The organism is Bacillus cereus group sp. MG4 (genome assembly GCF_040460055.1).
GTDB classification, from domain to species: Bacteria; Bacillota; Bacilli; order Bacillales; family Bacillaceae_G; genus Bacillus_A; species Bacillus_A wiedmannii.
The window spans coordinates 3004871-3031728 of sequence record NZ_JARVGZ010000001.1; the positions used below are offsets into that span (position 1 = coordinate 3004871).

Sequence of the window (26858 nt, forward strand, 5' to 3'; positions counted from 1 at the left end):
GGGTATAGTAAATGATATATTTTAGTCTTGTCATCTATACATCTAAAAATGTGAATAATAATAGAAACTTACATTTTCTTCATATATGACCATCTATAGGTAGTTTTTCCAACTGAATTGTACACGCTTTATACTTTGTTTGATAGCACTTCCGATCAGAATAATGTTACAATTTTGTGAATAAAATCCATTAATCTTAACGTTGCGATTAATTGAATTTAATATTATTTTAAAATAAAAAAACTGTCACAAAAGATGCTACTCTTTTGTGACAGTTTTTTTATTAGTCCAGTATACGTTTCATTATAAATCCTTTTCCTTGCAGCCACTCATCTTCCATTTCACCGGTTAAATGAAACCCCATTGATTCATATAATTTTTGGGCAAGTTTGTTTTCTGGATGTATGCTTAAATACATAATTTTGCGATTATATTCTTTTTTAAACTGCTCTATTAACAATCGTAATAATGGTTTTGCATAACCTTTTCCTTGGCATGCACTATCAATGACAAATTGATTTAAATATACAGCCTTTTCTTCTTCATCAAACCATCCATACATCGCATATCCAATAGGCATATCACCCTCATATAAACCTACTGAAACCGCATCTTCTTTGTATTCTGTTTCAGCTTGTACTAAACAATTTGCAACTGTGCTTTCAATGAATTTATGCTGTTCCTCTGTTACTTTTAAATTAGCAATTTCATGCCAATTTTCTTTTGTTATTTCACAAATACGAAGGTTCATCTTTTATCTCTCTTTCTAATTTATCATCCTCATTATATCGTAACTCATCAAATCTTTAGTACTGGCAATGCAAGAAACGCAAAAAAGCACTGGCACACGCCAATGCTTTTTCTTTATCTCTTTTGATTCGGTTTATGCGGTTCGTTTGGAGTATGTGGTTTATTATTGTCATGACCATTTGTTGTTTTCCAACTTACCGATAACTCCGGACTTGTTTCTTCTTCACTACGCTCAAGTAATACGACTGCATTTTGAATTGTCGGTGTACCTTTATGCGCAATACCTTGTAGCTTCGTTAATTTCCCAATTACTTTAAAGCTAAATCCACCAGCTGGTGTTTGTTTCGGAATTAAAATGCGGAACTTTTCTCCTACATTAAATTCTGTTTTTGCTTCGCCTCTTTCATTTACAAATTTCGCTCCCGCTGGTGCACCTGTTGCTTGCACTTTATACGTCCCGCTTTTTGCATTTGTTTCTACTGTATATAAGCCTGTTTCAAAGAAATCATTTTTCAATACTGCTTGTTGTTCTTCTGCTGGTATGACACTCATCGTAATTTCTTGTAACTCTTCACTAGCATTTGCTTTTGCAACGATGTCTTTCGTTACTTTTTCTACATTTTTATTACGGAACTCTAAATCGTTAATATCGATTTGTTTTAACGCATTCCATACTGCAAGCTGCGTTGCGTAATGGGCATCTCTCCAATCAGAAACACCTAATTCTTGTGGACTCTTTTGTGGATATCCATTCAATAGTACGCGGTACACATTAATATCCACTTTCCCCATTTCCGGTAAATCTTGACCGCTCGGAGATTTTAAATCTACATTTAAGCAAAAAGCAATTTTGCCGTCTGCCGTTTTAATAAGTTCTGTTCGAATTGGCTTCTTTTTCGACTTACTATAACTCCAATCCATTTCATACTTTGTATGGTCCATAACTTCTGCGAATGCTTTTTGAAGTGGGAATAACACAAATAAAACACTTAAAAAAACAGCTAAAAGTTTGAACGATTGCTTTATATTCATGTTTACAGCCCCTTAATAAAAACTTAATACTAAGTAGTATTTAATTAGAAAGTATTTTTATGCACAAAAAAAGAGTGCATAAAAGCACTCTTTTTTCTTTCTTACTTTAATCTTAGAAATCGAAGTTATCAGGATCTGGACCGACGCGGTGATTTTGATTTAATGCATCGATTTTTTCCATATCTTCTTTCGTTAATTCAAAGTTAAACACATCAGCATTTGCAATAATGCGGTGTTCTTTCGTTGATTTTGGAATTGTAATTACTCCATTTTGAAGATCCCAACGTAAAATAACTTGCGCTGTTGTTTTACCGTGTTTATCAGCAATTGCTTGTAATGTTTCGTTATCTAATAATTGACCTTGCATTAATGGTGACCATGCTTCCATTTGAATACCTTGTTCTTTACAGAAAGCTTGTAGTTCTTTTTGTGTTAAACGAGGGTGGTATTCTACTTGGTTAATCATTGGCTTAATTTCTGCATCTTTCATCACATCTTGTAAGTGATGGATTTGGAAGTTACTTACGCCAATTGCACGCACGCGTTCTTCTTTATAAAGTGTTTCTAGCGCTCTCCACGTATCTTTATATTTCCCTTCTACAGGCCAGTGAACAAGGAATAAATCTAAATAATCTAGTTCTAATTTCTTTAAGCTCTCTTCGTATGCAGCAATTGTTTCTTCATATCCTTGATCTGCATTCCACACTTTTGAAGTGATGAATAAATCTTCTCTTGAAATACCAGTTGCTTCAATACCAGCACGAATTCCTTCTCCTACAGCTTTCTCATTTCCATAAATCGCAGCTGTATCAATGCTACGGTATCCTGCTTTAATCGCCGATTTCACAGCCTCTACAAGTTCTGGTCCATCTTCCACTTTAAATACACCTAAACCGAACCAAGGCATTTCTACACCATTATGCAATACTGCTTTACTTTGTAAATTTTTCATTTTATTTTCTCTCCTTTATTTTGCTTAATCTCTTTTTTCTAATGTCATGCTCCACGCTGTTAAAATAACAGCACCTACTACCATAATTCCGCCTACCCAAGCTGTATGAATTAATCCTAACGAGTTCGTTACAATTCCGCCTAAGTAAGCACCAAGAGCGATTCCTGCGTTAAATGCTGCAATGTTAATTGCGGATGCCACATCAACAGCGTTAGGTACAAATCGTTCAGCCAATATAACGACATACACTTGTAGTCCTGGAACATTCATAAATGCGAATATTCCCATGAAAATAATTGTGATGAATCCAGCGACTTTAAACGGCGCTGTAAATGTTAAAACAAATAATACAATCGCTTGAATAAAGAACATATAAAATAACGCTCGAATCGGATTATGATTTGATAATTTCCCGCCAACCATATTCCCAATCGCAATTGCAATCCCGTACACTAACAAAATAATTGTAACGGTATTTGTTTTAAATCCTGTTACTTCTTGTAATAGCGGAGATAAATACGTAAATGTTACGAAAGTTCCCCCGTACCCTAATGCAGTAATAATAAAAACAAGTAATAGTCTTCCATTCGTAATCAGCTTAAATTGATCGCGAAATGATACAGACGTACCTTTTTTTAAGTTAGAAGGAATTAGTATACTGTTGGCGATTAAGGCAACGATTCCAATTACCACAATTACCATAAATGAAGCTCTCCAGCCAAATTGCTGACCGATAAATGTTCCAATTGGTACACCTGTAATGGTCGCAACCGTTAAACCAGTAAACATAAATGCAATTGCACTTGCACGTTTATTCTCTGGTACAAGCGCAGCCGCAATTGTGGATCCTATCGACATAAAAACGCCGTGTGCAAACGCAGATACAACCCTCGCGATAAGTAACACAGTAAAACTTGTTGCCACTGCCGCAATTCCATTACCAATAATGAAAATAATCATAATCCACATTAATAACGTTTTTCGCGACATACTAGCTGTTAATGACGTTAGTACTGGGGCACCAAACGCTACTCCTAACGCATATAAAGAAACGGTTAAACCCGCTGTTGTGACAGAAACATGTAAATCCTCTGAAATAGATGGTAATAAACCAACACTAATAAATTCGGTTGTACCAATTCCAAACGCACTAATTGCTAGTGCTAATAAAGCAAACATACTTCTCCGATTCGTCTGTACTGCCGAAGAAGATACTGTATATGAATTCAATTGAACTCCTCCTTAATGCGAGAAATCCAATCATAATAGTATGAAAAAAGGCCTTTTTTCTTCTACAAAAATAACTTTACTGCTGATATATGCTATTATGAATGGCTTCACTCTTTTTTTGAATAACGCACTTTAAAGTACGATAGGTACCAAAAAGTAACATAGGTACTTTTTAGTACCGTACTACTCATTTCCCTCTTACGTATGCTATTATGAAACATATTCAACATGATAAAAAGTACGTACTTTAAAGTGCTATAGGTACTAAAAAGTAACATTTGTATGATTTAGCTTACTTTACTCAAAAAAGGAGGGTTTTATATGAAGAAATACAATATTCCTGTAGAAGCAACTTTAGAGGTTATCGGCGGAAAATGGAAGGTTGTTATCCTTTGTCACTTAACGAAAGGTACGAAGCGTACGAGTGAATTAAAACGTTTAATGCCTGGTATTACACAAAAAATGTTAACACAACAATTACGTGAATTAGAAGACGACGGAGTTATTCAAAGAAAGATATACAATCAAGTACCACCGAAAGTAGAATATTCTCTTACAGACTACGGTTGGTCTTTAGAATCCATTCTTGATTCTCTTTGTACGTGGGGCGAATGCCATCTTGAAAAAAGCGGTAACACATCGATGCTAATTATAGAAGGTGAACAATAAAAAAGGAAAGATGAACATAAATTTGTCCATTTTTTCCTTTTTTTCTGTATATATACGTACATTTCTAACCTTAACAAAATAATTTATGCGCTTTCATGCCTTGTCAGTACTACGTTATACGCTTAATATCAAATAATTAGGAATCATTTTTATGTTAACATAGGTGTATATAGTATATAATATAGGATATATATTATATACACTTTCCGATAAAGGAACTTTCCATTATGCGGACAAGCCATGTATCGGACAGTTCATAAATAATAGGTAGGACATTATGGTTTTGGATTTATGATTTCAGCTTACTTGCTGGCATAAATTTAAAGGCATTTTATTGTGCTTTGTGAAACTTTGTATAAAGTTTCGCAAACGTTTACTATCTTACCTATAAAAAATAAGAGTATTGCTATCGTAAAGGAGAATTGGAGATGCCAGAAACTATGACTCAAACAAAGCCAGAACAAGAAACTGTACAAATTTCTGCTAGCCAAGGACAACTTGATGTACTTGATCAGTTGTTAAAACCTGAGGTACAAGAATCATTAACAACACTAGTAGAACAGCTTCCAAAATTAACTGAGCTTGTTAATATTTTAACTAAGTCTTATGACTTCGCTCAAACTGTTGCTACTGATGAAGTATTAAAAAGCGACACTGTTAGTGCAATCACAGAGCTTGTAGAACCTGTAAAAGATACAGTGAAAGGCATGGCTGCAACTGCTATCGAAGCGAAAGATCGTGCTGACGAAAGCAACGAAGTTATCGGCCTGTTCGGTCTATTAAAATTACTAAAAGACCCACAAGCACAAAAAATGTTCCGCTTTGTGAACGCATACCTTCAAATTAGTGCAGAACGTAACAATAAATAAGTTAACTTATAACAACAATTAGTAAAGACGGGGGATATCATACTATGTCAAAACAAATTGTCATCTTAGGCGCTGGTTATGGCGGTCTTCTTGCCGCTTTAAACGTACGTAAATATTACAGCAAATCAGAAGCACAAGTTACAGTGATTAACCAATACCCAACACACCAAATCATCACTGAACTACACCGCCTTGCAGCTGGTAACGTTGCTGAGCAAGCAATTGCAATGCCACTTACAAAGCTTTTCAAAGGTAAAGACATTGATCTTAAAATCGCAACAGTTGAGTCATTCTCAGTTGATAGCAAAGAAATTAAACTAGCTGGTGGCACTACTTTATCTTACGATGCACTTGTAGTTGCTTTAGGAAGTAAAACTGCTTACTTCGGTATTCCAGGACTAGAAGAAAACAGCATGGTATTAAAATCTGCTGCTGATGCAAACAAAATCTACAAACACGTTGAAGACCGTATTCGTGAATACGCGAAAACGAAAAACGAAGCTGATGCTACAATCGTAATCGGTGGTGGCGGATTAACTGGCGTTGAGCTAGTTGGTGAGCTTGCTGACATTATGCCTAAACTTGCAAAAAGCCACGGCGTAAATCCAAAAGAAGTGAAACTTCTTCTTGTTGAAGCAGGTCCAAAAATCCTTCCAGTATTACCAGACCACTTAATCGAACGTGCAACTACTAGCCTAGAAGCACGCGGTGTTACATTCTTAACAGGTCTTCCTGTAACAAACGTTGCTGGCAATGAAATCGACTTAAAAGACGGTCAAAAACTTGTTGCTAACACATTCGTTTGGACAGGCGGCGTACAAGGTAACCCATTAATCGGTGAATCAGGTCTTGAAGTAAACCGTGGCCGTGCAACAGTTGATGCATACCTACAATCTACTTCTCACAAAGACGTATTCGTTGCTGGAGACAGCGCTGTTGTCTTCGCTCCAGACGGACGTCCATACCCACCAACTGCACAAATCGCTTGGCAAATGGGTGAGTTAATTGGATACAACTTATACGCAGCACTAGAAGGCAAAGCATTCGAAGAGTTCGCACCTGTAAACTCTGGAACACTTGCTAGTCTAGGACGTAAAGATGCTGTTGCTACAATTGGAGCAAGTAATACTCCACTTAAAGGCTTACCAGCATCATTAATGAAAGAAGCAAGTAACGTTCGTTACTTATCACACATTAAAGGTCTATTCAGCTTAGCTTACTAATCTGAATATAAGCCCGAATCATGCCCTGCATGGTTCGGGCTATTTTTATCCGTAATTTTCTCTAACTTATTTATTCGTCAAAAAAATTATATACCCTTTAAATTTATCTAAATATACTGACTTTTTATAATAAAAGCTGTCCTGCTCGGAACAGCTTTTATTGTTGTTTTTTGTCGGTAAATCGATATATTAGGAAAATCGCTGATATATTTTTCAGCCTTACTCATTATCCTAACTTAACTAAACTGTAGTTCTTCTTCCCTTTACGAATAATAATAAATCTTCCATCAAATGAATTTTCTACAGTAACATCTGTATCCACATCCGTTACTTTTTCACCATTCATAGAAATAGCTCCATTATTAATATCTTCACGTGCTTGTCGTCTAGATGGTTCAATACCTAAATCAACTAGCCATTCTACGATGTTTTTCGTCTCTTTTGAAGACTGGAATGTTGGCATCTCTTTAAAGCCTTGCTCAATTTCATCAGCTGTTAACGATTTAATATCTCCGCTAAATAACGCTGCTGTAATCTTCTCAGCTTGCAGGAGTGCCTCTGCTCCATGAACGAATTTCGTCATTTCTTCCGCTAATACTTTTTGCGCTTCACGTCTATGAGGCTCTGTTTCTACCTTCACCGCCAATTCATCAATGCGCTCTTTCGTTAAGAACGTAAAGTATTTCAAGTATTTCACTACATCACGGTCATCTGTATTCACCCAAAACTGGTAAAATTCAAATGGTGTTGTTTTTTCAGGATCAAGCCAAACTGCACCACCTGCTGATTTACCAAACTTCGTTCCATCTGATTTCAATAATAACGGAATCGTTAATCCGAATACCTTCGCTTCGTGCCCTTCTAACTTACGAATTAAATCTAAACCACTCGTAATATTTCCCCATTGGTCACTACCACCAATTTGCAGTTGAACATCTTCTTTCGTGTATAAATGATGGAAATCCATCGCTTGCAAAATTTGGTACGTAAATTCTGTGAAAGAAATACCTGTATCTAAACGACTTGCTACAATATCCTTCGCTAACATGCTATTAATGCTAAAGTTCTTCCCGTAATCACGTAAAAACTCAATAATGTTTATTTCGTGTGTCCAGTCGTAGTTATTGACCATCTTCACTTCGCTATTTCCGCCAAAATCAAATAGTTTTTTCATTTGCGCTGTTAACGCATCCACATTATGCTGAACTACTTCTAACGTTTGAAGTTGGCGTTCTGATTGACGTCCGCTCGGATCACCAATTGTTCCTGTTGCTCCGCCAATTAAAATAACTGGATGATGGCCAGCTAACTGGAATCTCTTCATCATCATAAACGGAATCAAATGTCCAATATGCATACTATCACCAGTCGGATCAACTCCGCAGTATAGTGAAATCTTCTTCTCTTCTACTAACTTACGTAAACCTTCTTCATCCGTCTGTTGATTCACAGCGCCGCGCCATCCTAATTCATCAATGATATTCATCTTTTGTCATCCCCTCTATTTTTAAAAAACAAAAAGTCCCTATGTCTATGACATAGGGACGATTATTCACCGTGTTACCACCCAGTTTGTATAAATAGCATAGCTACTCATACCACTCTTAGCAATAATATCGATTGCCAATCCGCTTAGCATTACCTAAGATACTCCAGAGTGTAATTCGCAAGTTTGTTTGTGCTAGGTTCCAGCAACCCCTAGCTCTCTCGTTAACAGTGACAAACTGCTACTGGGCTCTTTCAACGTATATTATTTGTTAAATTATTAGCCATTATATTGAATTGAAAACAAATTGTCAACAATACCCAAATATTATTTTAAAATAACTCATACTTTTATACGCTTTTAATTCAAAGATTATTATAGATCTTCTCCAATAATCCTTACTTCTCGCTCTAACTTCACGCCAAATTTCTCTTCAACAGTCTTTTGTACAAAGTGAATTAAATCGATGTAATCTTGTGCTGTTCCGTTATCAACATTCACCATAAATCCAGCGTGTTTTAAAGAAACTTCCACTCCGCCAATTCGCTTACCTTGTAGTCCTGATTCTTGAATCAATTTACCAGCAAAATTATTTGGTGGACGCTTAAATACACTACCACATGAAGGGTATTCTAGAGGCTGTTTTGACTCACGTTTAAACGTTAAATCATCCATTTTTTCTTTAATTTCTTCACGCACACCTTCTTCAAGCTCAAATCTCGCTTCAAGAATAATGTAATGGTTGTTTGCAAATACACTCTTACGATATCCAAATTCAAATGCTTCTTTCGTTAAAGTACGTAACTCTCCATCACCTGTCATTACGACAGCTTCTGTTAATACAAACGATACTTCACCGCCGTATGCGCCAGCATTCATATATAAAGCTCCGCCAACTGAACCTGGAATACCACAAGCAAACTCAAGACCCGTTAAATTATGATCTAATGCAATACGTGATACATCAATAATTGCTGCACCACACTGTGCCACAATCGTCGTTCCTGTTACAGTCACATCTGTAATGTGAATTAAACTTACGGTAATCCCGCGAATTCCACCATCTTTAATAATGACATTCGATCCATTTCCTAAAAACGTAACCGGAATATTATATTCGTTAGCATATTTGATAACCTCTTGAATTTCATCATAATTTGTCGGCGCAACGAACACATCTGCTTTTCCACCAACTTTAATATGCGTATGATTCTTTAACATTTCATCTTGTTTCACATGACCTTCAGGCAATACCGTACTTAAATATTTATAAACCTCTTGCATATTCATTTTACGATTCCTCTATTTCTATATTCTTTTTATCCCGTTATACGGGCCCATAATATCCCCACATACATGAACGAACCTAAAGTGGTGGATACAGTGTACCCAAAATCAATTCGAGACACCTATAAACCTCTTAATTTATAAGAGGTGCCACTCATATTAAAATATATATTGCATAATAAAGCAACCCAAATGGGCTACTAAACTTGACATGTCATCAGAAAGACAACAATTTGTAAAATATATAACTTTTTCAAAACACTATCCTTCAGTATCTTACTATACCATACGAAAATAAAGTGGTATTTTTTTGTAATCTTTACTTTATTTTCATCAATAAAAAAGATGCTTTTACCTATGTAAAAGCATCTTTTTTATTACTTATTATAATTTACTTTTCGTTCTCTTCTTTTTCCTTATCAAACCATAATAGCTCATCGTCATCAACTTCACCATTATAATTGATTAGAATCTCTTCTCCCGCTTTTATATCTTTGTAAGCAAAGAAGTTAAACGTGTGATTCTCAAAGACAATATCATACGTTGCATTCGGATTATATGCATGATTAAATAACATGCCGTATCCTAAAAGGAATGCTGTATGATTTACCCCATACTCAAATGCGTAGTCAGCAAGTAACGTTTTCTCAATGTGTTCATGCTGTTCATTCGGATAAGAGATAACTGGTGCTGAGTGAATCAACTCACCCTTTTTAATATCACGAGTTGCAAATACACCTCTATTAAATTCTCCATCACTAAGTTCAGAAGTCTTAACTTCGATCATATGCGTCACCTATATAATTCTTTCTTTGAAGTATTTTAATTCCGCTATTTGCGGGGTTCAACTAATAATCAGTAGCGTATAGCCCCACTAATTAAAGTCTCACTTTATCTCCTTAAGCTTGGCAGAAAACTCAAAGAAAAGCAATTAAATTCCTATTAAGTATTCGTTAAAATGAAAAAGAGCACACATAGTGCGCCCTTTTCAATCAATATTACTTTTCTAAAATATCTTCTAGTAACTTCACTTGCTCGCTAACAGTATGCAACGTCTTCACCGATATATCATTTCGATGTTTTTCTTCTTCCACACTTGCTAACACTTCTTCTGTAGCCGCAGAAGTTTGCTGAATTACATTAGAAGCATGTGTAACATCCTTTACGATATTCGTCGTTTTAGCCTGGAAATTTTCTTGATGAACAACAATCTCTCTCATTACATCATTAATTGCATCAATAAACTTCCCTAAATCCGTTACATTTGTTAAAACGCTTGCTAGCATTTCATTACATTCTTCTTGTACTCTTTCTGATTTTTCTACCTGCACTTCCACCTTGCTTGCTTGATTACTAAACTCCTTCAAAATCCCTTGAATTCTTCCAGCTGAACGATTCGATTCTTCAGCAAGCTTTAATACTTCATTCGCTACAATAGCAAACCCTTTTCCATGTTCTCCTGCTCTTGCAGCTTCAATATTTGCATTTAAAGCTAGCAAACTCGTCTGACTTGAAATATTCGTTATTACATCTACAATTTCATTAATTTGCTTCGATTGCATCATTAAATCTCTAAATATAATTCCCGATTGTGAAACAACATCATTTAAACTTCTCATGTTAGCTTCAAAATTTCTTAAAGTATTCACACTACCCTTTGAAATCTCTAAACTTTCATCAACACGAATTGATGCATTTCTTACTTGAGAGATGATTTGTTCAATATTTCCTTCCATATCATTCAATACTTCTACTGAACGTGACATCATCTCTGATTGTGATTGCGTACCAACTGCCACCTCTTCAAAAGCGAAATTAATTTCACTCATCGACTCCATTGACGTATTCATATTTTGTCTTAAATGATTGAAATTACTATCTAACTTCACAACTGTTTCTTCAATAAGCCTTTGCGTCTCTTCTAGCTCCTGAGCTTTTCTCATTACTTCTTGCTTCTCATCACTTAAACGAGCTAGCAAATTAGAGCCAATCTTCGTTACGCCCCACATTGCGATCGTTACGATTGCTAACAAGCTTGCGAAGTTTGTAGCCTCAGATGCCGCTGTATAAGCAAAAAATTGCTCCGGCCAATAACTACAAAGAATAAATGTGATAACAACCGCCACTCCGCCGAGAATGATAACGAGACGTTCACTTAAATAAATAAGTGAAACTGCTAGCGTAAAGTAGACCATTTGAAATACAGCCGGACTTTCATTAAAAGCTTGTACCATAATGAAAGACATCATAAGCAACATAAATGTCATGATGTATTTATACACTGATTCCATACTTTTTATAAAAGTAAAAAGCGTTCCAAATACAACGACAGAAATGCCACAAACCCAAAACGCTATTGCTCTCTCTGTAAAGATATATCCGTAATACCCAATCGCGATTATTCCAAGAAAGAAACTACAAATCGTAATGAACAGCAATAAATGATTTTTCTGTGATTCTTTCTCAAGGTTAGAAAAACAAGTTCTCTTTAACCACTCCATATATGAAGCCCCACCTTCTACTTATACATATCGATTACTTCAGCTTAAATACCGCACTTACTGGGTTATGATCGCTATTTTCAAACTTTAAATCTTTCCCTTGTACATTTACAATTTCCACATTCGGTGAAACGATAAAACCATCAATAATCGTGACAAAGTTTTCACCTTCCACATACTTCTTCACATCATCTCTCACCGTCATAACAGATGGATCTACAGCCCACTTAAAGCCACCATCAGTAAAGTCCTTCGGTAACTCTACTAACCACTCAGGACGCTCTTTTACAAACTTCGGATCACTTAATTGAACGTTAGAAAGTAATTGATTCCAATCTCCGCCCATTATTACGTAATCACCATTTTCATAATGCTTGTTCATATATTCTTTTAAAAACTCTACTTGCTGTTTTCTAATTTTCCCGCCTTCATCATACGCAGACAAATGTAAATTTACGAGTCTCACAAACTTCCCATTATTAACAGGTATTTTATGCTCAACAATCGCTCGATCTAAATCAAACAAACGCTTCGGCCAAGGCTCCATTCCAGGAAGCTGGAACCTCTGCGCTGTTTGAACTGTATATTTAGAAAACGTACTTAATCCAGCCTCCGCATATCCCATTGGACTTGTAATTGGTACAGGGACCCATTTTGTATCATAGTTCTTTCCGAACGACAAAGCATAATCAGGTAATCCTTTTTTCAAAAATTCATGCCCATTTACATCAAAAGATCGCATTGATTTTATATCAACTTCTTGTAATAATGTAAAATCACTATTCTCATTTTGTAAAAACGAAAGCATTTTCTTTAAATTCGTTTCCGTTTGCTCTTTACTACTTGAACTAGAACCTTTTCCACCATCCATAAAGAAGTCTTGGTCCTTATCTAATCCAGCATAACCAATATTAAATGTTGTAACTTTAAATTCATTTCCTGTCGCTAATACGCGCTCTTTATTATTTTCCACCTTCAAACTTATAACATCAGCAGGCTGTTCTTTAGTAAGCGTCATATACGCTAAAAAACCACCTACAACTCCCACTCCTACTAAAATACATATAAGTACTATTTTTAATAATTTCTTCAAATAAACGCCCCTTTTCTAAAACACACAACTTAATTTTCTTTATTTTCAGTTAAATAAAACTGAATGACAGACATACGAAATATTTTATCACATCGAAAACCTTATATCACTATATTTAGTTTATAAGTAATAATTCTTGCTCTTACATCAGCAAAAAATACAAAATACCCCAACTTCTTCACTGGAAATCAAACGCGATGTTTAGTACACTATATGTAATAATCATAGGCGATGGAGTTCGCCATAACTGCTGCTTAGCTAATGACTCCTACCAGTATAACTACTGGTAGGAGTCTATTTTTTTGAGTAAGCTATTTAAAGAGGTGAAGAAATTGATTTATATTATCGTTGGCATAGCCGGTATATTAGGAGCCCTTTCTCGCTATTATTTAGGTCTTACTATTCATACTTCATGGAATCATTCATTTCCGCTAGCCACATTGCTCATCAACTTACTCGGCTGCTTCCTATTAGCTTGGCTGACTACCTATATCGCTCGGCGAAACATCTTACCGTCAGAAATTATCACAGGCATTGGAACTGGATTCATCGGTGCCTTTACGACGTTTTCAACATTCAGTGTAGAAACTGTGCAACTAATCAACCTTTCTGAATGGGATACGGCTTTCTTATATGTATCATGCAGCATACTTGGTGGTCTCATTATGTCTGGTCTTGGCTATACACTAGGTGATTTCTTAATTAAGAAACATCTTACGGAAGGTGATCACTTATGATAGAAGCTTTATTAGTGGCAACAGGTGGATTTTTCGGTGCTATTACACGATTTGCAATTAGTAATTGGTTTAAAAAAAGAAATAAAACTTCCTTTCCAATTGCTACATTTCTCATTAATATAACAGGCGCGTTTTTACTCGGATATATAATTGGAAACGGAGTCACTACAAGCTGGCAATTATTATTAGGTACTGGATTTATGGGTGCCTTCACGACATTTTCAACATTTAAGCTAGAGTCCATTCAGCTCTTCAATCGTAAAAATTTCGGCATACTATTTCTATATTTAAGTACTACTTATATTATTGGTATCCTTTTTGCATTCCTTGGAATGAAACTAGGCGGAATATAAAAGAAGAAAGCGACTCTTATCAGTCGCTTTCTTTCATAAGAAGTATGTCCCGCCATATGGAATGGAAAATAAACCCGCTGGATGCACATCGTAATGTACAATTTGCATCGGAGGCTGTGAGTACGACATATACTGCCCTTGCATCATTTGTGCAAAATATGCTTGCTGCTGCATTTGAATCGCTTGATTCACAGCATGAATTGTCCCCTGTGCTCCTGCCAAAGTAATAGCCGATCCGACTTGCCTTTCAGGATAACAATAATGATTCACCATGATTCAGCTCACTTTTTATTTTTCTTCCCTATCGTATGTTTCTATTTCATGGCAAGTGTTTTATTACGCTGTCTTTTTTCGAAGCACCGAGAAAAGAGCCACACACAAAATCGCAACAATTCCAGTGAAAGTAAATAAATATGCTAACGGAATGAAGTAAAATGGTTCCACTAACGTTCCATCTCGTTTTACTTCCGAACCAATTACATTAAACATAATGATGCATAACACTCCTAAAAATATTGGACTAGAAGCTAATAAATATTTTTTCATCATAATCTCTCCTTTTTATACTCTAAGATTGAAAATTTAACCACTTTGATCTATTACTGTTTTTTCAACCCTGAAGTAATAAATCCAAATAACGAAATACCAATACCACTAAAGAACATTAAATAACTTATTGGTACTAGGAAAAAGTAGGGTTCTATAAGCAAACCAGTTCCATCCATTTTACTAGTTGCACCGTGTATGAATAAACAAGTAGCTCCTAATGATATCAATACAATTGCTAATAAATATTTTTTCATAATATATTCTCCTTTGATTTCACAATTAATTTATCTGCATTCCTTTTTACTATTCTCAATACCATCATAATAAGCCTGCTAACATTTTAAGTCAACAACTATTTATTGTTTTACAATAAATAGTTGTTGTTAAACATAATAAAAAAAGGCTATAGACAATGATTGTCTATAGCCTTTTCACTCCATTATTTCGTTCTAAAATATTCCTTCTGGAACATGCACATTCTTATCGCATTATGGTAGTTGCCATCAACGAAAAACTCGTCGAGAAGTTCTCCTTCTACCATAAATCCAACCTTTTTATAAACGTGTACAGCTTTTTCATTCTCTTTATCGACAACTAAATATATTTTATGCATATTTAATACAGAAAAAGCGTAATCCATCGCTAAACGCGTCGCCTCTGCTGCATAACCATATCCTTGATAATTTGGATCAATAATAATTTGGAATTCTGTTCTACGGTGAATATAATCGATTTCCACTAACTCGACCAATCCAACCATCTCATTATCTTTCTCAACGATAAATCGGCGTTCACTTTGATCATGTATATGTTTATCGTATAAATCCTGCAGCTCCACAAATGCCTCATACGGCTCTTCGAACCAATACGACATAATATGGGCATTATTATTAAGTTCGTGTACAAACTTTAAATCTTCCCGTTCTAAAGGACGTAACCTTAATTCCTGACTCATTGCTATAACCTCCAAGTAAAAGAAACCTCTTCACTTAATTTCTCAATTTTTTTCAATTTCAAACGCCCTATTTACATTGTAAACTTTCAAGTAACTTGAAGGTCAAGACATAAAAAAGTAGTGCAAACGTATGTCTGCACTACTACTCTTTTCTCAAATCTCTCATATTTGATATGTATAAAGCAATGACTAAAACAAGAATGGATCCCGCATATAACAACGTCTCCATCGGTTCCTCATGAGATACGATAATTAAACGAATTAACGCCGTAATTCCGATATAAATAAAATAACGTAACGGGAAATGATAATTCGACTTAAAATACTTAATAATCAATGCGATGAACTCGAAGTATAAGAAATAGACGATGATGCTCTCAACCAATTTATACGATGTATATTCCTTTGTTGAAAATATGTATTGAATAAATGTAATCGTCTCGTTAATTAAAAAGATCGATAAAACAATGGACAATATAATTAACGCTATATTCAATATCCACTGTAAAACGCTAGCTATGTAATGATCGATATTAAACTTCATTTCACACTCTCCTTCACGTAAATACTTATTTATTATAGCAAAATTATGATTGAAACGTAGTTAAATCATATATTCGTCCCTTGTTGTCACCTGTGTGGGGGATATTCATTGTTTGGAGGAGTCTATGAACTGTTGCACTTGATTGAACATGGAGAAATTCCTTTAACTGCATATTTGTACAAGTTACACTAATAAGAAGTACATAATCATGTATGGCATCCTCATGTGCTACTTTAGAGATAGCTTTACAATTTGAACAATACCACCCTTTTTTTAATTTCAACATCGGTATTATAGAGCATACCTCACATCGTACGCCGTTTAACAATTCTCCTTTTTTGATTTTAAATTGTTCAAGGATATTTTGCTGTAATGGAGTATGATGCCTTACTATTTGACAAATAAGATCGTCTACATTTTTTATAGTTTTTTTCTTATATTTACTCTCAAACCATTTTATTTTATGAGGTAAATTTGCACTGTGGATAATTTTATTGGGGAGATTATCGTCTGAAGCTTTAATAATAGTTCGTGGATTACTAATAACAACGAGTGATTCAATCGGAAAACGAGAAAACCCATTTAAACTTAACCATTTTCTAAACTGTTCCTCTTGTCTTTTCACTTGTAAAATTGGATCTGGAAAGCCTTCTGAATTCCCCTCTGATATTCTAATAAGCTGATTAAACTTTGAATCAAATAGTAATGTACCCACTATATTTTTTATTTCGAGGAAAAGAAGAAAATATGCTGAAATGATAATCGTATCAATTTGAAAATGGTGATTTTGATCAAACAACCTTATATCGTGCAAAATACTATATGTTTCTTCTGGCAAAAAACTTAGTGGATAATTGATAGCTTGTTCACCTTTGTAACCTGCTTTATGCTTCGCTAAACTTTCTGCAACCATATCCCGTTTCGGATGGTGAGCAGGTAATCTTCTAGATAACGCTTCTAATTGCCGTAAATACATTGGCATTTGTCGTTCTTTCACAATCATCTTTAGCCCTCCTCACAATATATCAACGATTTTTCAAATATATCTATCATAACTCACAATATATCAACGATTTTTTCAATATATCAACGATTCGACATAGAATATCGACTTACCGACAAAAACCGACACAACAAACACTCATAGAACCCTATATACAGTATAGCATCACATCAAAAAGCGTACTGTAAGCATAATGCTAATCCGCCCATTTAATTACGCCACTTTCAAAATGAGAGATTTACATTCACCTTATGTAAAAGAACTTTTTATAAGTATGAAAAAATTTTAGGAATTAGTTTATCTTTTTTTAATGTTTTATTTAGAGGCAGTTTATACTCGGCCATTAACATAATAAACGTAGTAATTACATTCAGAAACACGAACTATTTAAAATCATAAAATAAGGAGACGATAAAACATGAACAAAAAAACGAAAGCACTATCATCTATATTGCTCGGATTCACACTAGCACTAACAGGATGTGCTGGTACTAAAGCTGAAGAAAATCATAATAAGCCGAAACAAGAACAAGCTGCCAAAGAAACAAAAAAGGAAAATAAGTTAACGAAAGGCCAAAAAATGGCTAACATTCTTAGCAATACAAATTGGCAAGGTACACGAGTATATGACAAAGATAAAAATGATGTAACAAAAGAAAATGCAAACTTCATTGGCCTTGCGAAATATGATGCAAAGTCAGGAAGATATGAATTCTTTGACGCTAAAACAGGTGCAAGTCGTGGCGATAAAGGAACTTTCTTTATCACAAATGATGGGAAAAAGAGAATATTAATTTCAGAATCAATGAAATATCAAGCTGTTGTTGATATGACAAAACTAAATAAAAATGTATTTACTTATAAACGAATGGGGAAAGACGCTAACGGTAACGATGTAGAAGTTTTCGTTGAACATGTTCCATATAAAGAAAAAGAGCTTTCTTTCACTGATCCGGACAAGCAACTGAACACGACTACAGGCGATATCGTTAAAAACGTTGATGGAGATAAAATTTTAGGTGGAACACTTTGGCACGGAACAAAAGTATTAGATGAAGCTGGTAATGACGTAACACAGTTTAATTCGAACTTCATTAGTCTAGCAAAATTCGATGACAAGTCTAATAAATATGAGTTCTTCAATAGCGAAACAGGTCAAAGCCGCGGTGATTATGGCTACTTCGATGTTGTACACGAAAATAAAATAAGAGCTCATGTTTCAATTGGAAATAATAAATATGGTGCGGCTCTTGAACTTACTGAACTGAACAATAAGAAATTTACGTATAAAAGAACTGGTAAAGACCAAGCGGGTAAGGACATCACTATATTCGTTGAACATGAACCTTATACAGGTGATATGAAACCACAATTTAGTTTTTAAAAACGTTTGATTACAAATCCTGTACTGAGCTGCAGGATTTTTTTGAGGAAAAATCATTTATGATTCCCTTGAAAAAAATTGTCTTATATCCCCCTCAACAATTCATCCCGATTGTTGAATATAATATCTCTCATTTTTTTAACAGCTTTAAAAAGCCTTACTACACATAAATTGTAGTAAGGCTCCAGCTATTTAAGATAAAAATTTTATTATCTCTATACAAATAAGGTTTAGCAAATAATGTTACTATCCCCTCCAAGGAAAGGAAACCTTATTTCAACTTTCCTATTGATAAGTTAACACGATAATTCCCGTATTTTAATAGTCGTCCTAGAAAGTTATCTAAGTCTTCATTGGACGCAAAATGTGTTTTTAATAAATAACACCCCTCACCACTTATACGGTGTACTTCAGAAATCCCTTCTTCTCCTTGAAAGAAATTCATAAACTCTTGGTGATTAGCTGTTGTTACGAACAAAGTAACAAATGCAGTCACTACTTGTCCTAATTTGATTCGGTTTATTGCAATTGTATATTGTTCAATAATCCCTAAATCCTCTAATCTTCGAATTCGATTTCCTACGGCCTGCCCCGTCATATGTATTTTTTGACCAAGTTCTTTCCATTGTATTCTTGAGTTTTCTCCTAATAATTTCAGTATCTCAAAATCTGTTTGATCAATGATATAAACCAATCCTTTCACCGTGAAAGTAGAAAGCCCGAAAGTGTTTCGCCAACTTATTCTGCTTATCGATACAATTCACTATACTTAGTTTATCCTCTTACATCACATTATTTATCAGTTATATTTACTTATAACACAGAGGACGCAACAAAAAAATACATCTAGATTTAAAGGAGGTTACAAATATGTTATTACAAGAAATTCTATCGTTCAATGAACAATTTGTAGAAAATAAAGAATACGCTCCTCGTGAAGCGACAAAGATGCCTAAAAAACGTATGGTTGTTGTTTCTTGCATGGATGCTCGTTTAATTGAGCTACTTCCAAAAGCTTTAGATATACACGATGGTGATGCAAAAGTTATCAGAAATGCAGGTGGTAAAATTGCTTCTGCTTTCGATAGTGTTATGCAAAGTGTTGTAGCGTCAGTATACGATTTAAATGCAGATGAAATCTTCCTTATTGGACACCATAGATGTGGCGCGAGCCAAACGAATCCAAAAGGAACACTTCAAAAAATATTAGATCGTGGAGTAGCTTCACCAGAAATTTTATCAGCGATTGAATACGCTGGTGTTGACCTTGAAAAATGGTTATTTGGATTCGATGATGTCAACGGTTCAACTCAAGCTAATGTTGATTTAGTAAGAAATCATCCACTTATTCCAAAAGATGTTCCTGTACATGGTTTAGTTATTGATCCTCACACAGGTAAATTAGATTTAATAGTTGATGGATATAAAGCATTAAATGGTATGAAAAATTAATTATTACTTAAATGAAGGGAAGTTATTAGATATGAAAAAACAAGTATTAGATATGAATAGACAAGAAGCTACGCAAAAAATTCTAGAGGCAAAAATTAAAAAAGGGTTAACTTGGGAAGAAATTGCAAAAGTAAGTGAACACTCTGAGACTTGGGTTGTAACAGCGTTATTAGGACAAGCTACAATGACACGTCCAGAAGCAGAAAAAATCGGTAAACTATTAGAATTAGATGAAGAAGTAGTTCAAGCATTAACAGTAGTTCCACTTCGTGGCCAAGTAATGGAAATGCCACCTACTGACCCGATTGCATATCGCTTATATGAAATGATGTTACAATATGCACCAACTATTAGAGAATTAATCTTAGAAAAGGCCGGCGAAGGTGTAATGAGTGCAATTAACTTCAACCTGGGTGTGGATACACAAGAAGATCCAAAAGGTGGCGACCCCCGTATCGTGATTACACTTAACGGGAAATTTTTACCATTCCGTACATGGTAATTAACTAAAAAACTATATATATATTTAAAATAATTTTATTGATTTACAAAATCTATCCTTTTTAATCTAACTTTGTAGAAAGGATAGATTTTTACTATGAGATTCTTTTTCGGCAAAGGAGAATAATATGAATAAAAAGCACTTCGATACGAGCTTTAGTACTCTACAATGGTTTGTGTTTCTATTAGCAAATGCAATTGCATTACCTATCATTATTGGTGGCATATTCCATTTACCAATAGAAGATATCTCAACATTAATGCAGCGGACTTTTTTAGTCGTGGGAGTAAGTTCGTTTCTACAAGCGTGGTTTGGGCATCGCTATCCCATAGCGGATGGGCCAGCAGGTTCATGGGTAAGTATATTTGTCATATTAGGACAAGTAGCTATGCATCAGGGACAAAGTGCAAAAGATGTATTACAACTTTTAGAAGGTGGGTTAATTATTGCAGGTATATTACTCTTCGTTCTTGGTATAACAGGGCTTGTTCAGCGAATCTTACGTTTATTTACCCCTTTAGTTACAGGAACTTTTCTTTTAATCTTAGCACTTCAGCTTAGTGGTGTGTTACTAAAAGGAATGATGGGATTACAAGGATCTGCAACTCATCCCGACTATACAATTGCTACTATTGCGCTCTTTGTTTTTGCCCTTATTACTTTCTTATCAATTAAAGGGAAAGGATGGATGAAAAGTTACGCTGTGTTACTTGGAATTTCATGTGGTTGGCTTTTGTATGCAGTATTAGGAAAATCATCTCATATGCCTTCACATACAACGCTAGTTAAGTTACCAGAGGTATTTGCTTGGGGCACACCTAGATTCGATATTGGAATGTCTCTAACTGCGACTTTATTTACCTTTCTTTTAGTTGCAAATACAATTGCTGCTATTTCGGCTGTAAAACAAGTGGCTCCGTTATCTAAAAAAAATGAAAAGCAAATACTGAACCGTGGTGTATGGGTCGGAGGTATATCACATATTATCTCATCATTGTTCTCTACAATTGGGATTGTACCATTACCTGCATCAGCAGGATTTATTCAACTAACAGGTCAAAAAAAGGTGAAGTCGTTTCTTATAGCAAGTCTTATATTAGCAGGTATTTCTTTTATCCCCTCAATTGTAAACTTTATATCCTTGCTACCAGGTCCTATTGCTAATGCTGCACTTTTAGCTACATTTGTCCAAGTAATAGGCATTTCATTTCAATCCATTTTACTTGAAGAATTAAAGCAACGTCGATTAACTATATTAGGAATTTCATTATTAATCAGTTTGGGTATAATGTTTCTTCCAGAAATTGCATTTAGCGGCGTTCCTTCTTCCTTACAATATGTTTTAAGTAACGGATTACTCGTAGGTACTATGATCGTTATTTTGCTAGAACAGTTTTGGAAAGAGTAAAATTTGTGACTAAGTAAAAAAGCGCCCTGATTACAGGGCGCTTTTTTATACCTAATGACTAATACTAGCCGTTGGATATAATGTTGTTCCTCCAATTGAAACTTTTATTTCATTTGTTAATGGAACATTTTATTCATTAATAATTGTTCTCCACCATTCCCATGCAAGACCAGTACATTCTCTAGCTACGATTTTTATATTTTTTGAATTTGGTGGAAGAGGGATAACTGTAGAGTAATGAGCTGTTTTGTCTCTGCCGCTACCATCCCATGTTTTATGTGTTAGTACTTCTTTCCCATTTTGATCAAATGTGAATTCATCCCAAGATACATCAAATTGAGCAACGTAAGCACCGTAATGATCAAGTGTCATTTTAGCACTTGAATATTCTGTAGTTGTCGTCTCAATATAATCTGTATTGTTATGAACAGCAGCAGTTGCATTATCTTTTAAGAAAGTGCTTGTATATGAAATTGGGTATGCTGGATTTTTAAGACTTAATTCAGCATTATCTTTAATAATATTTCGGATTTCATTGAAATCTTTAGTAACAACCTTGTTATGCTCTTTCGCATCTCCACCTAATACTACAGCAGTAAAGGTACTTTCTTCAAAAATATCTTTGTACTGTCCGCTCGTTTCGACGCTGTTATTCTTAAGTAAGGCTTTAAAAGCAGCTTGTACATCTTTACTCTTAGATGTGGTTTCTAATTTTACATAAACGGTTCTACCATAAGCTACATTTGAAACCATAACAGGTGGAGCTGAATTACTTACTCCTTTACGAGTTAACTCATCAAAAGTAACACTATTATCAAAAAGATCGGATGGATTGTTAGGTAGCTCAGCACTTACGGTATAAAATATTTGCTTATATGCCGCTACCATCACTTTCTTCTCTCCATTTGCAACCGCATTAAAATCAATGTTTAGACTGTTATCAAGATATTTAGCGTTAACGTTAAGGGCACTTGCGATTTGTGATTTACTATAAACCATAGATTCTGTATACTGCATTCTTGCAGGTAACGTATGTGTTTTAGAATACTTTTCATTCCAAGTAGATACTAAATCATCTACTGCTCCAGCCACATTACCATATGTCGGATTTTGGACAGTAATTGTATTTTCTTTTCTCATGCCAGGTAAGTCTATACTAATATTCAAAGGCTTTCTCTTAGCCACTAATAAACTAGGTTGATTGTCTGCAAAAGCTTTATTTGCAAGTTGTACCGCTCCTGGATACGTACGATTCACCACAGAATCAATAATCGAAATATCGACTGGTGAAGTTGTAAGTGATTTTTTCTCGCGTTCCACTACTACAAATTTACCATTTGAATTGATACTTTCTTTCGGAACAAAACTCGCTACCTTATCACCATTTACAGCTAAAACCTCTTGATTATTATATTTAAGATTTGCTATACCAGTATCAATGCCACTAGCATTTTGGGTTACATCAGTTGCATTACCTACTTGTGTTTCTGCGAAGGAAATAGATGAATAATGAATAGTGCATAGACTAACTAATAAACATGCAAGGAACTTTCTTCTTTTAGTGTTTTTCTTAATATTCAGAAAAATCACCCCGTTCTTTTTTTAGTAAGATATGATAATGATTGATAAATAATAGCTAACTAATAAACCTACATAAATGCTTTTAAAAGTTCTTGAATTAACGGGATTACGCCACCTACAAATTTCAAAACTGCCATTGCGATTTCCATATTATTTCCTCCTTTTTTATTGCTACGAAAATGTGATTAATCTTTATGCCCTCATTATAGTGACCCCTTACACTTTTATCAATACACTCTTATATGCAATATTACATACAAAGAACCAAGCTGAATTTTTATAAAAAGTTATACAGATATAAATTTTCCGTTTGGTAGATACTTGAAAAGGTGAAGCATTCCTTTTCATTTTATAAGTAATCGCATAAAAAAAGCTGCTGCCTATAAAATACAGACAGCAACTTCAACTAGATTAGCTAGCATAATTTACGCAAGCTACAGTATACATTTTTTATCTAATAAACAGCAATTGGCCCATAAGGACCCTTGATAATTTCTATTTTTGTTTCAAAAATATCTGTCAAAAGTGTTGGGTCCATAACCTCTTCTACTGTTCCAAAAGCAGCAATTTGCCCATCTTTCATAGCACAAATTTTATCAGAGTATTTAGCTGCAAAATTTATGTCATGCATAACAGTCAATATTGTTCTTCCGAATTCATTAGCTGCACGTCTCAAATGCTCCATCATTTGAACAGAGCGCGCAACATCAAGGTTGTTCAGAGGCTCGTCCAATAGCACATATTCAGTCTCTTGGCACAATACCATCGCTACATATGCCCTTTGTCTTTGACCACCAGAAAGCTCATCTAAATATCTATTCTCTAAACTAGTTAAATCTAAGAAATCGATATATTTAGAAATGATAACCTCATCTTCTCTAGTTAATCTTCCCTTTGAATAAGGAAAGCGCCCAAATCCAACTAATTGTCTAACAGTAAGCCTCGTTACAAAATGATTTTCTTGTCGCAATATAGTCAAAATTTTTGCTAAGTCTTTTGATTTGGACTCAGAAACATCCATATTCGCTACTTGAATTTGACCTTCATCCATATCTAAAAGTCTTCCAATCATCAAAAGTGTCGTAGACTTTCCAGCGCCATTTGGTCCAATTAAAGAAGTAAAGCCCGCTTTTGGTATTTCAATATCCAAAGGTCCTATTTTCACCTTATCAGTATAGAACTTTTTAACATTATCGATTTTTATCATAAAGCCCTCTTCCTTAAAACTATAGTTAAGAATATGATTCCACCAAATAATTCAATAATAACTGAAACTACACCTTGAGCATGGAATACATGATACATTAAAAAGTATGCACTCGTCATTATTAAAAATCCTATAGCAAAAGCCATTGGGAAAATATATCTATGATCATAAGTTGACGCCGCCTGATAACTCAAAGTTGCTACTAAAAAGCCGTAGAAAGTAAGTGGCCCAATTAGAGCTGTTGAGATAGACATCAAAATAGCAACTAACACAAGCGTATAAATTACACTAGGTTGATATTTAACCCCAAAAGAAGTAGCAACATCCTTTCCTAATGACAAAACATTCAACTTCTTAGAATGAGCAAAAATTAATACTGCTACAATTATGATCATAGGAATTACAATAGGAAAATATGCAGGGTCTGCATGATTAACAGAACCAAATAATCTCGCTTGTAAAATATCAAATTCTGAAGGCGCAAGTAGTTTTCTCATGAAAGTTGACACAGAATTTAGCCCGGTACCAATAATAATTCCAACTAAAAGCATAAGTTGTAAATTCCCGTATTTACCGGAAAGTAACCATCCATAAAGTATCAAACTCATGAAGACCATCACAACAACTTGAAATAAAAATGATCCAATTCCATTAAAATTTATTAATGCACTAGCACCAAAGAAGAATATTGTACTCGTTTGAATTGCTGAATAAAGTGATTCGAAACCTAAAAGTGAAGGAGTAATAATCTTATTATTCGTAATAGATTGGAAAGCAACTGTCGATAAGCTATGACAAACTGCAGCAATAATCATTGCAACAATAGCTACTATCCTTCTCTTAACAACTGGGATAAAAGAAGGTGAATCTATCGGAACTGGGTTGTTATAAACTAAAAGTCCATATGAAGAAAGGAGACCTAAAGCAATCAATGTTATGAGTAAAATCCAATAACGTCTTGCTTCCTTCTTAGAACGAAAAGCACTAGCTGATCTACTTTCATTATGAAGGCTAGAATCGATTTCGACATTTTCTTTATTTTTATATTCTAATGTGATCATCGCAGCCTCCTTGGTTTTCTTTGTCTCAATAGAATAGTAATAAACACGACCGCTCCCACTGTTGCAAGTATTAAAGAAACAGGGACTTCAAAAGGCTTTATAATTGTTCGAGAAATGATGTCACAGGCAGTTATTGTCCCCATTCCAATCACACAAACCCAAGGTAAATTACTTCTAAGATCATCACCTCTAAACATGGAAACAATATTTGGCACAATTAATCCTAAGAAAGGTAAGTGTCCAATAACAGCTGCAACAATTCCAACTGCAACAGAGATAAGGCCCGTCCCAAAAAGAACAATTCTATTGTAATTAACGCCAAGGCTTGTTGCGACATCTTCTCCTAGTCCAGCTAAAGTCAATCTATTAGCATACATAAAAATAAGCAAAGTAACGATAACAATTAGCCATAAATATTCGTATCTTCCCACCTGAATGTTAGCAAATGAACCTACGAACCAAGTTTCAATACTTTGCGTCATTTGAAAAAGGAGTCCCAAAAAAGTAGACACTGCAGAAATAACTGCTCCAAGCATCAATCCAATAATAGGGACAATTAAAGACGAACGAAGTTTAACTCTTCTTAAAAACAGAAAGAAAATCATAGTTCCTATAAAAGAAAAAATGATTGCACCAGTCATTCTTTGAACTAAAGTCGGGGCAGGAAATAATAAATAGACAAAAAGCAGGCCTAAGCCTGACCATTCAATAGTCCCCGTTGTAGTAGGTTCAACAAAACGATTCTGTGTAATTAATTGCATTACGAGCCCTGCCATCGCCATTGCAGCTCCAGTAAGCATTAATGCAACTGTTCTCGGAACACGAGTGATGAAAAACATCTCCATTCCGTCCTCTTGTCCACGTATATCATAAACTCCGGTAAACAGTGATATAATCCCTAAAATTATAACAACTATAACCGCTATTATAAAAGGTTTTGTCCATATTTTATTGTGATTATAAAACTGGGGTTGAGAAATATTCTCAACCCTAGAAATCATATTTTTTGACACTGTTTCGTACCCCTTTA

The 26858-nt window shown here is 34.8% G+C and carries 28 protein-coding genes, 1 pseudogene, 1 riboswitch and 1 other annotated feature; of the genes and pseudogenes, 9 read left to right on the forward strand and 20 right to left on the reverse strand.

Translation table 11 applies throughout. The features are described 5' to 3' along the window. Nucleotides 1-283: 283 nt before the first annotated feature. From QCI41_RS15960 to QCI41_RS15975, 4 genes are all read right to left on the reverse strand, one after another. On the reverse strand, nt 284-751 hold the full coding sequence (locus QCI41_RS15960) for a GNAT family N-acetyltransferase (protein WP_353837122.1): 468 nt from the start codon (nt 749-751) through the stop codon (nt 284-286). A 113-nt stretch (nt 752-864) separates the two neighbouring features. Next, nucleotides 865-1782 carry a thioester domain-containing protein gene (locus QCI41_RS15965; protein WP_353837121.1) on the reverse strand — a complete coding sequence of 306 codons (918 nt, stop codon included), beginning with the start codon at nt 1780-1782 and terminating at the stop codon, nt 865-867. A 112-nt stretch (nt 1783-1894) separates the two neighbouring features. Beyond that, the gene (locus QCI41_RS15970; protein ID WP_353837120.1) at nt 1895-2734 is read right to left on the reverse strand and encodes an aldo/keto reductase; all 840 of its coding nucleotides are present in this window, start codon (nt 2732-2734) and stop codon (nt 1895-1897) included. A gap of 24 nt (nt 2735-2758) precedes the next feature. Next, complete coding sequence (locus QCI41_RS15975; protein ID WP_353838827.1) at nt 2759-3913, reverse strand: MFS transporter; 1155 nt, start codon at nt 3911-3913, stop codon at nt 2759-2761. Nucleotides 3914-4285: 372 nt separating this feature from the next. Here QCI41_RS15975 and QCI41_RS15980 point away from each other — a divergent pair, with 372 nt between their 5' ends. From QCI41_RS15980 to QCI41_RS15990, 3 genes are all read left to right on the forward strand, one after another. Further along, nucleotides 4286-4633, forward strand: a complete 348-nt coding sequence (locus QCI41_RS15980; protein ID WP_353837119.1) for a winged helix-turn-helix transcriptional regulator — start codon at nt 4286-4288, stop codon at nt 4631-4633. A gap of 428 nt (nt 4634-5061) precedes the next feature. Beyond that, nucleotides 5062-5502, forward strand: a complete 441-nt coding sequence (locus QCI41_RS15985) for a DUF1641 domain-containing protein (RefSeq protein WP_001115312.1) — start codon at nt 5062-5064, stop codon at nt 5500-5502. A 44-nt stretch (nt 5503-5546) separates the two neighbouring features. After that, the gene (locus QCI41_RS15990) at nt 5547-6725 is read left to right on the forward strand and encodes an NAD(P)/FAD-dependent oxidoreductase (RefSeq protein ID WP_000043194.1); all 1179 of its coding nucleotides are present in this window, start codon (nt 5547-5549) and stop codon (nt 6723-6725) included. Nucleotides 6726-6951: 226 nt separating this feature from the next. Here the strand turns inward: QCI41_RS15990 and tyrS are convergent, their stop codons facing one another. The 5 genes from tyrS to QCI41_RS16015 all read right to left on the reverse strand — a co-directional run bounded on the left by tyrS (nt 6952) and on the right by QCI41_RS16015 (nt 13092). Then, complete coding sequence (tyrS, locus tag QCI41_RS15995) at nt 6952-8211, reverse strand: tyrosine--tRNA ligase (RefSeq protein WP_353837118.1); 1260 nt, start codon at nt 8209-8211, stop codon at nt 6952-6954. A 51-nt stretch (nt 8212-8262) separates the two neighbouring features. Beyond that, nucleotides 8263-8478, reverse strand: a binding site (T-box leader). A gap of 108 nt (nt 8479-8586) precedes the next feature. Beyond that, nucleotides 8587-9501: a UDP-N-acetylmuramate dehydrogenase gene (murB, locus tag QCI41_RS16000; protein ID WP_001057099.1), complete on the reverse strand. Its 915-nt coding sequence runs from the start codon at nt 9499-9501 to the stop codon at nt 8587-8589. A 388-nt stretch (nt 9502-9889) separates the two neighbouring features. Next, the gene (locus tag QCI41_RS16005; RefSeq protein ID WP_000573650.1) at nt 9890-10285 is read right to left on the reverse strand and encodes an SET domain-containing protein; all 396 of its coding nucleotides are present in this window, start codon (nt 10283-10285) and stop codon (nt 9890-9892) included. A gap of 211 nt (nt 10286-10496) precedes the next feature. Continuing rightward, complete coding sequence (locus tag QCI41_RS16010) at nt 10497-11999, reverse strand: DUF4077 domain-containing protein (RefSeq protein WP_353837117.1); 1503 nt, start codon at nt 11997-11999, stop codon at nt 10497-10499. A gap of 34 nt (nt 12000-12033) precedes the next feature. Continuing rightward, nucleotides 12034-13092: an endonuclease/exonuclease/phosphatase family protein gene (locus tag QCI41_RS16015; RefSeq protein WP_353837116.1), complete on the reverse strand. Its 1059-nt coding sequence runs from the start codon at nt 13090-13092 to the stop codon at nt 12034-12036. Between the two features lie 218 nt (nt 13093-13310). Further along, a riboswitch (Fluoride riboswitch) is annotated at nt 13311-13370 on the forward strand. Nucleotides 13371-13424: 54 nt separating this feature from the next. Between QCI41_RS16015 and crcB (QCI41_RS16020) the strand changes: the two genes are divergently transcribed. Both crcB (QCI41_RS16020) and crcB (QCI41_RS16025) read left to right on the forward strand, forming a co-directional pair. Beyond that, nucleotides 13425-13829 carry a fluoride efflux transporter CrcB gene (crcB, locus tag QCI41_RS16020; RefSeq protein WP_353838826.1) on the forward strand — a complete coding sequence of 135 codons (405 nt, stop codon included), beginning with the start codon at nt 13425-13427 and terminating at the stop codon, nt 13827-13829. Next, nucleotides 13826-14182: a fluoride efflux transporter CrcB gene (crcB, locus tag QCI41_RS16025; protein ID WP_000568598.1), complete on the forward strand. Its 357-nt coding sequence runs from the start codon at nt 13826-13828 to the stop codon at nt 14180-14182. The genes crcB (QCI41_RS16020) and crcB (QCI41_RS16025) overlap by 4 nt, the downstream gene beginning before the upstream one ends. Before the next feature lie 33 nt (nt 14183-14215). Here crcB (QCI41_RS16025) and QCI41_RS16030 read toward each other — a convergent pair whose 3' ends face one another. The 6 genes from QCI41_RS16030 to QCI41_RS16055 form a co-directional block, all read right to left on the reverse strand. Next, on the reverse strand, nt 14216-14455 hold the full coding sequence (locus QCI41_RS16030) for a DUF3947 family protein (RefSeq protein ID WP_046955610.1): 240 nt from the start codon (nt 14453-14455) through the stop codon (nt 14216-14218). Between the two features lie 63 nt (nt 14456-14518). Further along, on the reverse strand, nt 14519-14731 hold the full coding sequence (locus QCI41_RS16035; RefSeq protein WP_097857045.1) for a DUF3955 domain-containing protein: 213 nt from the start codon (nt 14729-14731) through the stop codon (nt 14519-14521). Between the two features lie 50 nt (nt 14732-14781). Then, on the reverse strand, nt 14782-14988 hold the full coding sequence (locus tag QCI41_RS16040; RefSeq protein ID WP_353838825.1) for a DUF3955 domain-containing protein: 207 nt from the start codon (nt 14986-14988) through the stop codon (nt 14782-14784). Between the two features lie 182 nt (nt 14989-15170). Beyond that, nucleotides 15171-15686, reverse strand: a complete 516-nt coding sequence (gene speG / locus QCI41_RS16045) for a spermidine N1-acetyltransferase (protein WP_088092265.1) — start codon at nt 15684-15686, stop codon at nt 15171-15173. Nucleotides 15687-15828: 142 nt separating this feature from the next. Next, on the reverse strand, nt 15829-16230 hold the full coding sequence (psiE, locus tag QCI41_RS16050; protein ID WP_000671178.1) for a phosphate-starvation-inducible protein PsiE: 402 nt from the start codon (nt 16228-16230) through the stop codon (nt 15829-15831). A gap of 43 nt (nt 16231-16273) precedes the next feature. Further along, nucleotides 16274-17233 carry a nuclease-related domain-containing protein gene (locus QCI41_RS16055; RefSeq protein WP_353837115.1) on the reverse strand — a complete coding sequence of 320 codons (960 nt, stop codon included), beginning with the start codon at nt 17231-17233 and terminating at the stop codon, nt 16274-16276. Between the two features lie 418 nt (nt 17234-17651). Between QCI41_RS16055 and QCI41_RS16060 the strand changes: the two genes are divergently transcribed. Continuing rightward, nucleotides 17652-18617: a DUF4822 domain-containing protein gene (locus QCI41_RS16060; RefSeq protein WP_353837114.1), complete on the forward strand. Its 966-nt coding sequence runs from the start codon at nt 17652-17654 to the stop codon at nt 18615-18617. 271 nt (nt 18618-18888) lie between these two features. Here QCI41_RS16060 and QCI41_RS16065 read toward each other — a convergent pair whose 3' ends face one another. Then, nucleotides 18889-19320, reverse strand: a complete 432-nt coding sequence (locus QCI41_RS16065) for an Lrp/AsnC family transcriptional regulator (RefSeq protein WP_002008929.1) — start codon at nt 19318-19320, stop codon at nt 18889-18891. Nucleotides 19321-19487: 167 nt separating this feature from the next. On the opposite strand from QCI41_RS16065, the gene QCI41_RS16070 reads away from it, so the two are divergent. The 3 genes from QCI41_RS16070 (at nt 19488) to QCI41_RS16080 (ending at nt 21979) form a co-directional block, all read left to right on the forward strand. Next, nucleotides 19488-20069 carry a beta-class carbonic anhydrase gene (locus QCI41_RS16070; RefSeq protein WP_060488075.1) on the forward strand — a complete coding sequence of 194 codons (582 nt, stop codon included), beginning with the start codon at nt 19488-19490 and terminating at the stop codon, nt 20067-20069. A 52-nt stretch (nt 20070-20121) separates the two neighbouring features. Beyond that, nucleotides 20122-20571 (forward strand): cyanase, encoded by a 450-nt coding sequence (gene cynS / locus QCI41_RS16075; RefSeq protein ID WP_033662787.1) that lies wholly within the window; start codon nt 20122-20124, stop codon nt 20569-20571. A 127-nt stretch (nt 20572-20698) separates the two neighbouring features. Next, the gene (locus tag QCI41_RS16080; RefSeq protein WP_353837113.1) at nt 20699-21979 is read left to right on the forward strand and encodes a purine/pyrimidine permease; all 1281 of its coding nucleotides are present in this window, start codon (nt 20699-20701) and stop codon (nt 21977-21979) included. Nucleotides 21980-22030: 51 nt separating this feature from the next. Here QCI41_RS16080 and alo read toward each other — a convergent pair. From alo to QCI41_RS16100, 4 genes and pseudogenes are all read right to left on the reverse strand, one after another. After that, nucleotides 22031-23569, reverse strand: a pseudogene (gene alo / locus QCI41_RS16085) (anthrolysin O/cereolysin O family cholesterol-dependent cytolysin Alo). A 445-nt stretch (nt 23570-24014) separates the two neighbouring features. Then, complete coding sequence (locus tag QCI41_RS16090) at nt 24015-24767, reverse strand: iron ABC transporter ATP-binding protein (RefSeq protein WP_353837112.1); 753 nt, start codon at nt 24765-24767, stop codon at nt 24015-24017. Further along, nucleotides 24764-25828, reverse strand: a complete 1065-nt coding sequence (locus tag QCI41_RS16095) for an iron chelate uptake ABC transporter family permease subunit (RefSeq protein WP_000631234.1) — start codon at nt 25826-25828, stop codon at nt 24764-24766. Before QCI41_RS16095 ends, QCI41_RS16090 begins: the two co-directional genes overlap by 4 nt. Beyond that, complete coding sequence (locus tag QCI41_RS16100; RefSeq protein WP_046960060.1) at nt 25825-26841, reverse strand: ABC transporter permease; 1017 nt, start codon at nt 26839-26841, stop codon at nt 25825-25827. The genes QCI41_RS16095 and QCI41_RS16100 overlap by 4 nt, the downstream gene beginning before the upstream one ends. Nucleotides 26842-26858: the final 17 nt, after the last annotated feature.

Bases quoted from the DNA above. Each gene is read 5' to 3' on its own strand.
- speG (WP_088092265.1), bottom strand. From the start codon at position 15,686: ATGAGTCAGGAATTAAGGTTACGTCCTTTAGAACGGGAAGATTTAAAG.
- QCI41_RS16070 (WP_060488075.1), top strand. From the start codon at position 19,488: ATGTTATTACAAGAAATTCTATCGTTCAATGAACAATTTGTAGAAAAT.
- QCI41_RS15960 (WP_353837122.1), bottom strand. From the start codon at position 751: ATGAACCTTCGTATTTGTGAAATAACAAAAGAAAATTGGCATGAAATT.
- QCI41_RS16035 (WP_097857045.1), bottom strand. From the start codon at position 14,731: ATGATGAAAAAATATTTATTAGCTTCTAGTCCAATATTTTTAGGAGTG.
- QCI41_RS15980 (WP_353837119.1), top strand. From the start codon at position 4,286: ATGAAGAAATACAATATTCCTGTAGAAGCAACTTTAGAGGTTATCGGC.
- QCI41_RS15965 (WP_353837121.1), bottom strand. From the start codon at position 1,782: ATGAATATAAAGCAATCGTTCAAACTTTTAGCTGTTTTTTTAAGTGTT.
- QCI41_RS16010 (WP_353837117.1), bottom strand. From the start codon at position 11,999: ATGGAGTGGTTAAAGAGAACTTGTTTTTCTAACCTTGAGAAAGAATCA.
- cynS (WP_033662787.1), top strand. From the start codon at position 20,122: ATGAATAGACAAGAAGCTACGCAAAAAATTCTAGAGGCAAAAATTAAA.
- crcB (WP_000568598.1), top strand. From the start codon at position 13,826: ATGATAGAAGCTTTATTAGTGGCAACAGGTGGATTTTTCGGTGCTATT.
- tyrS (WP_353837118.1), bottom strand. From the start codon at position 8,211: ATGAATATCATTGATGAATTAGGATGGCGCGGCGCTGTGAATCAACAG.
- QCI41_RS16080 (WP_353837113.1), top strand. From the start codon at position 20,699: ATGAATAAAAAGCACTTCGATACGAGCTTTAGTACTCTACAATGGTTT.
- QCI41_RS15990 (WP_000043194.1), top strand. From the start codon at position 5,547: ATGTCAAAACAAATTGTCATCTTAGGCGCTGGTTATGGCGGTCTTCTT.
- QCI41_RS15975 (WP_353838827.1), bottom strand. From the start codon at position 3,913: ATGTTTGCTTTATTAGCACTAGCAATTAGTGCGTTTGGAATTGGTACA.
- QCI41_RS16090 (WP_353837112.1), bottom strand. From the start codon at position 24,767: ATGATAAAAATCGATAATGTTAAAAAGTTCTATACTGATAAGGTGAAA.
- QCI41_RS16055 (WP_353837115.1), bottom strand. From the start codon at position 17,233: ATGATTGTGAAAGAACGACAAATGCCAATGTATTTACGGCAATTAGAA.
- QCI41_RS15970 (WP_353837120.1), bottom strand. From the start codon at position 2,734: ATGAAAAATTTACAAAGTAAAGCAGTATTGCATAATGGTGTAGAAATG.
- QCI41_RS16095 (WP_000631234.1), bottom strand. From the start codon at position 25,828: ATGATCACATTAGAATATAAAAATAAAGAAAATGTCGAAATCGATTCT.
- QCI41_RS16030 (WP_046955610.1), bottom strand. From the start codon at position 14,455: ATGGTGAATCATTATTGTTATCCTGAAAGGCAAGTCGGATCGGCTATT.
- psiE (WP_000671178.1), bottom strand. From the start codon at position 16,230: ATGAAGTTTAATATCGATCATTACATAGCTAGCGTTTTACAGTGGATA.
- QCI41_RS15985 (WP_001115312.1), top strand. From the start codon at position 5,062: ATGCCAGAAACTATGACTCAAACAAAGCCAGAACAAGAAACTGTACAA.
- QCI41_RS16060 (WP_353837114.1), top strand. From the start codon at position 17,652: ATGAACAAAAAAACGAAAGCACTATCATCTATATTGCTCGGATTCACA.
- QCI41_RS16005 (WP_000573650.1), bottom strand. From the start codon at position 10,285: ATGATCGAAGTTAAGACTTCTGAACTTAGTGATGGAGAATTTAATAGA.
- murB (WP_001057099.1), bottom strand. From the start codon at position 9,501: ATGAATATGCAAGAGGTTTATAAATATTTAAGTACGGTATTGCCTGAA.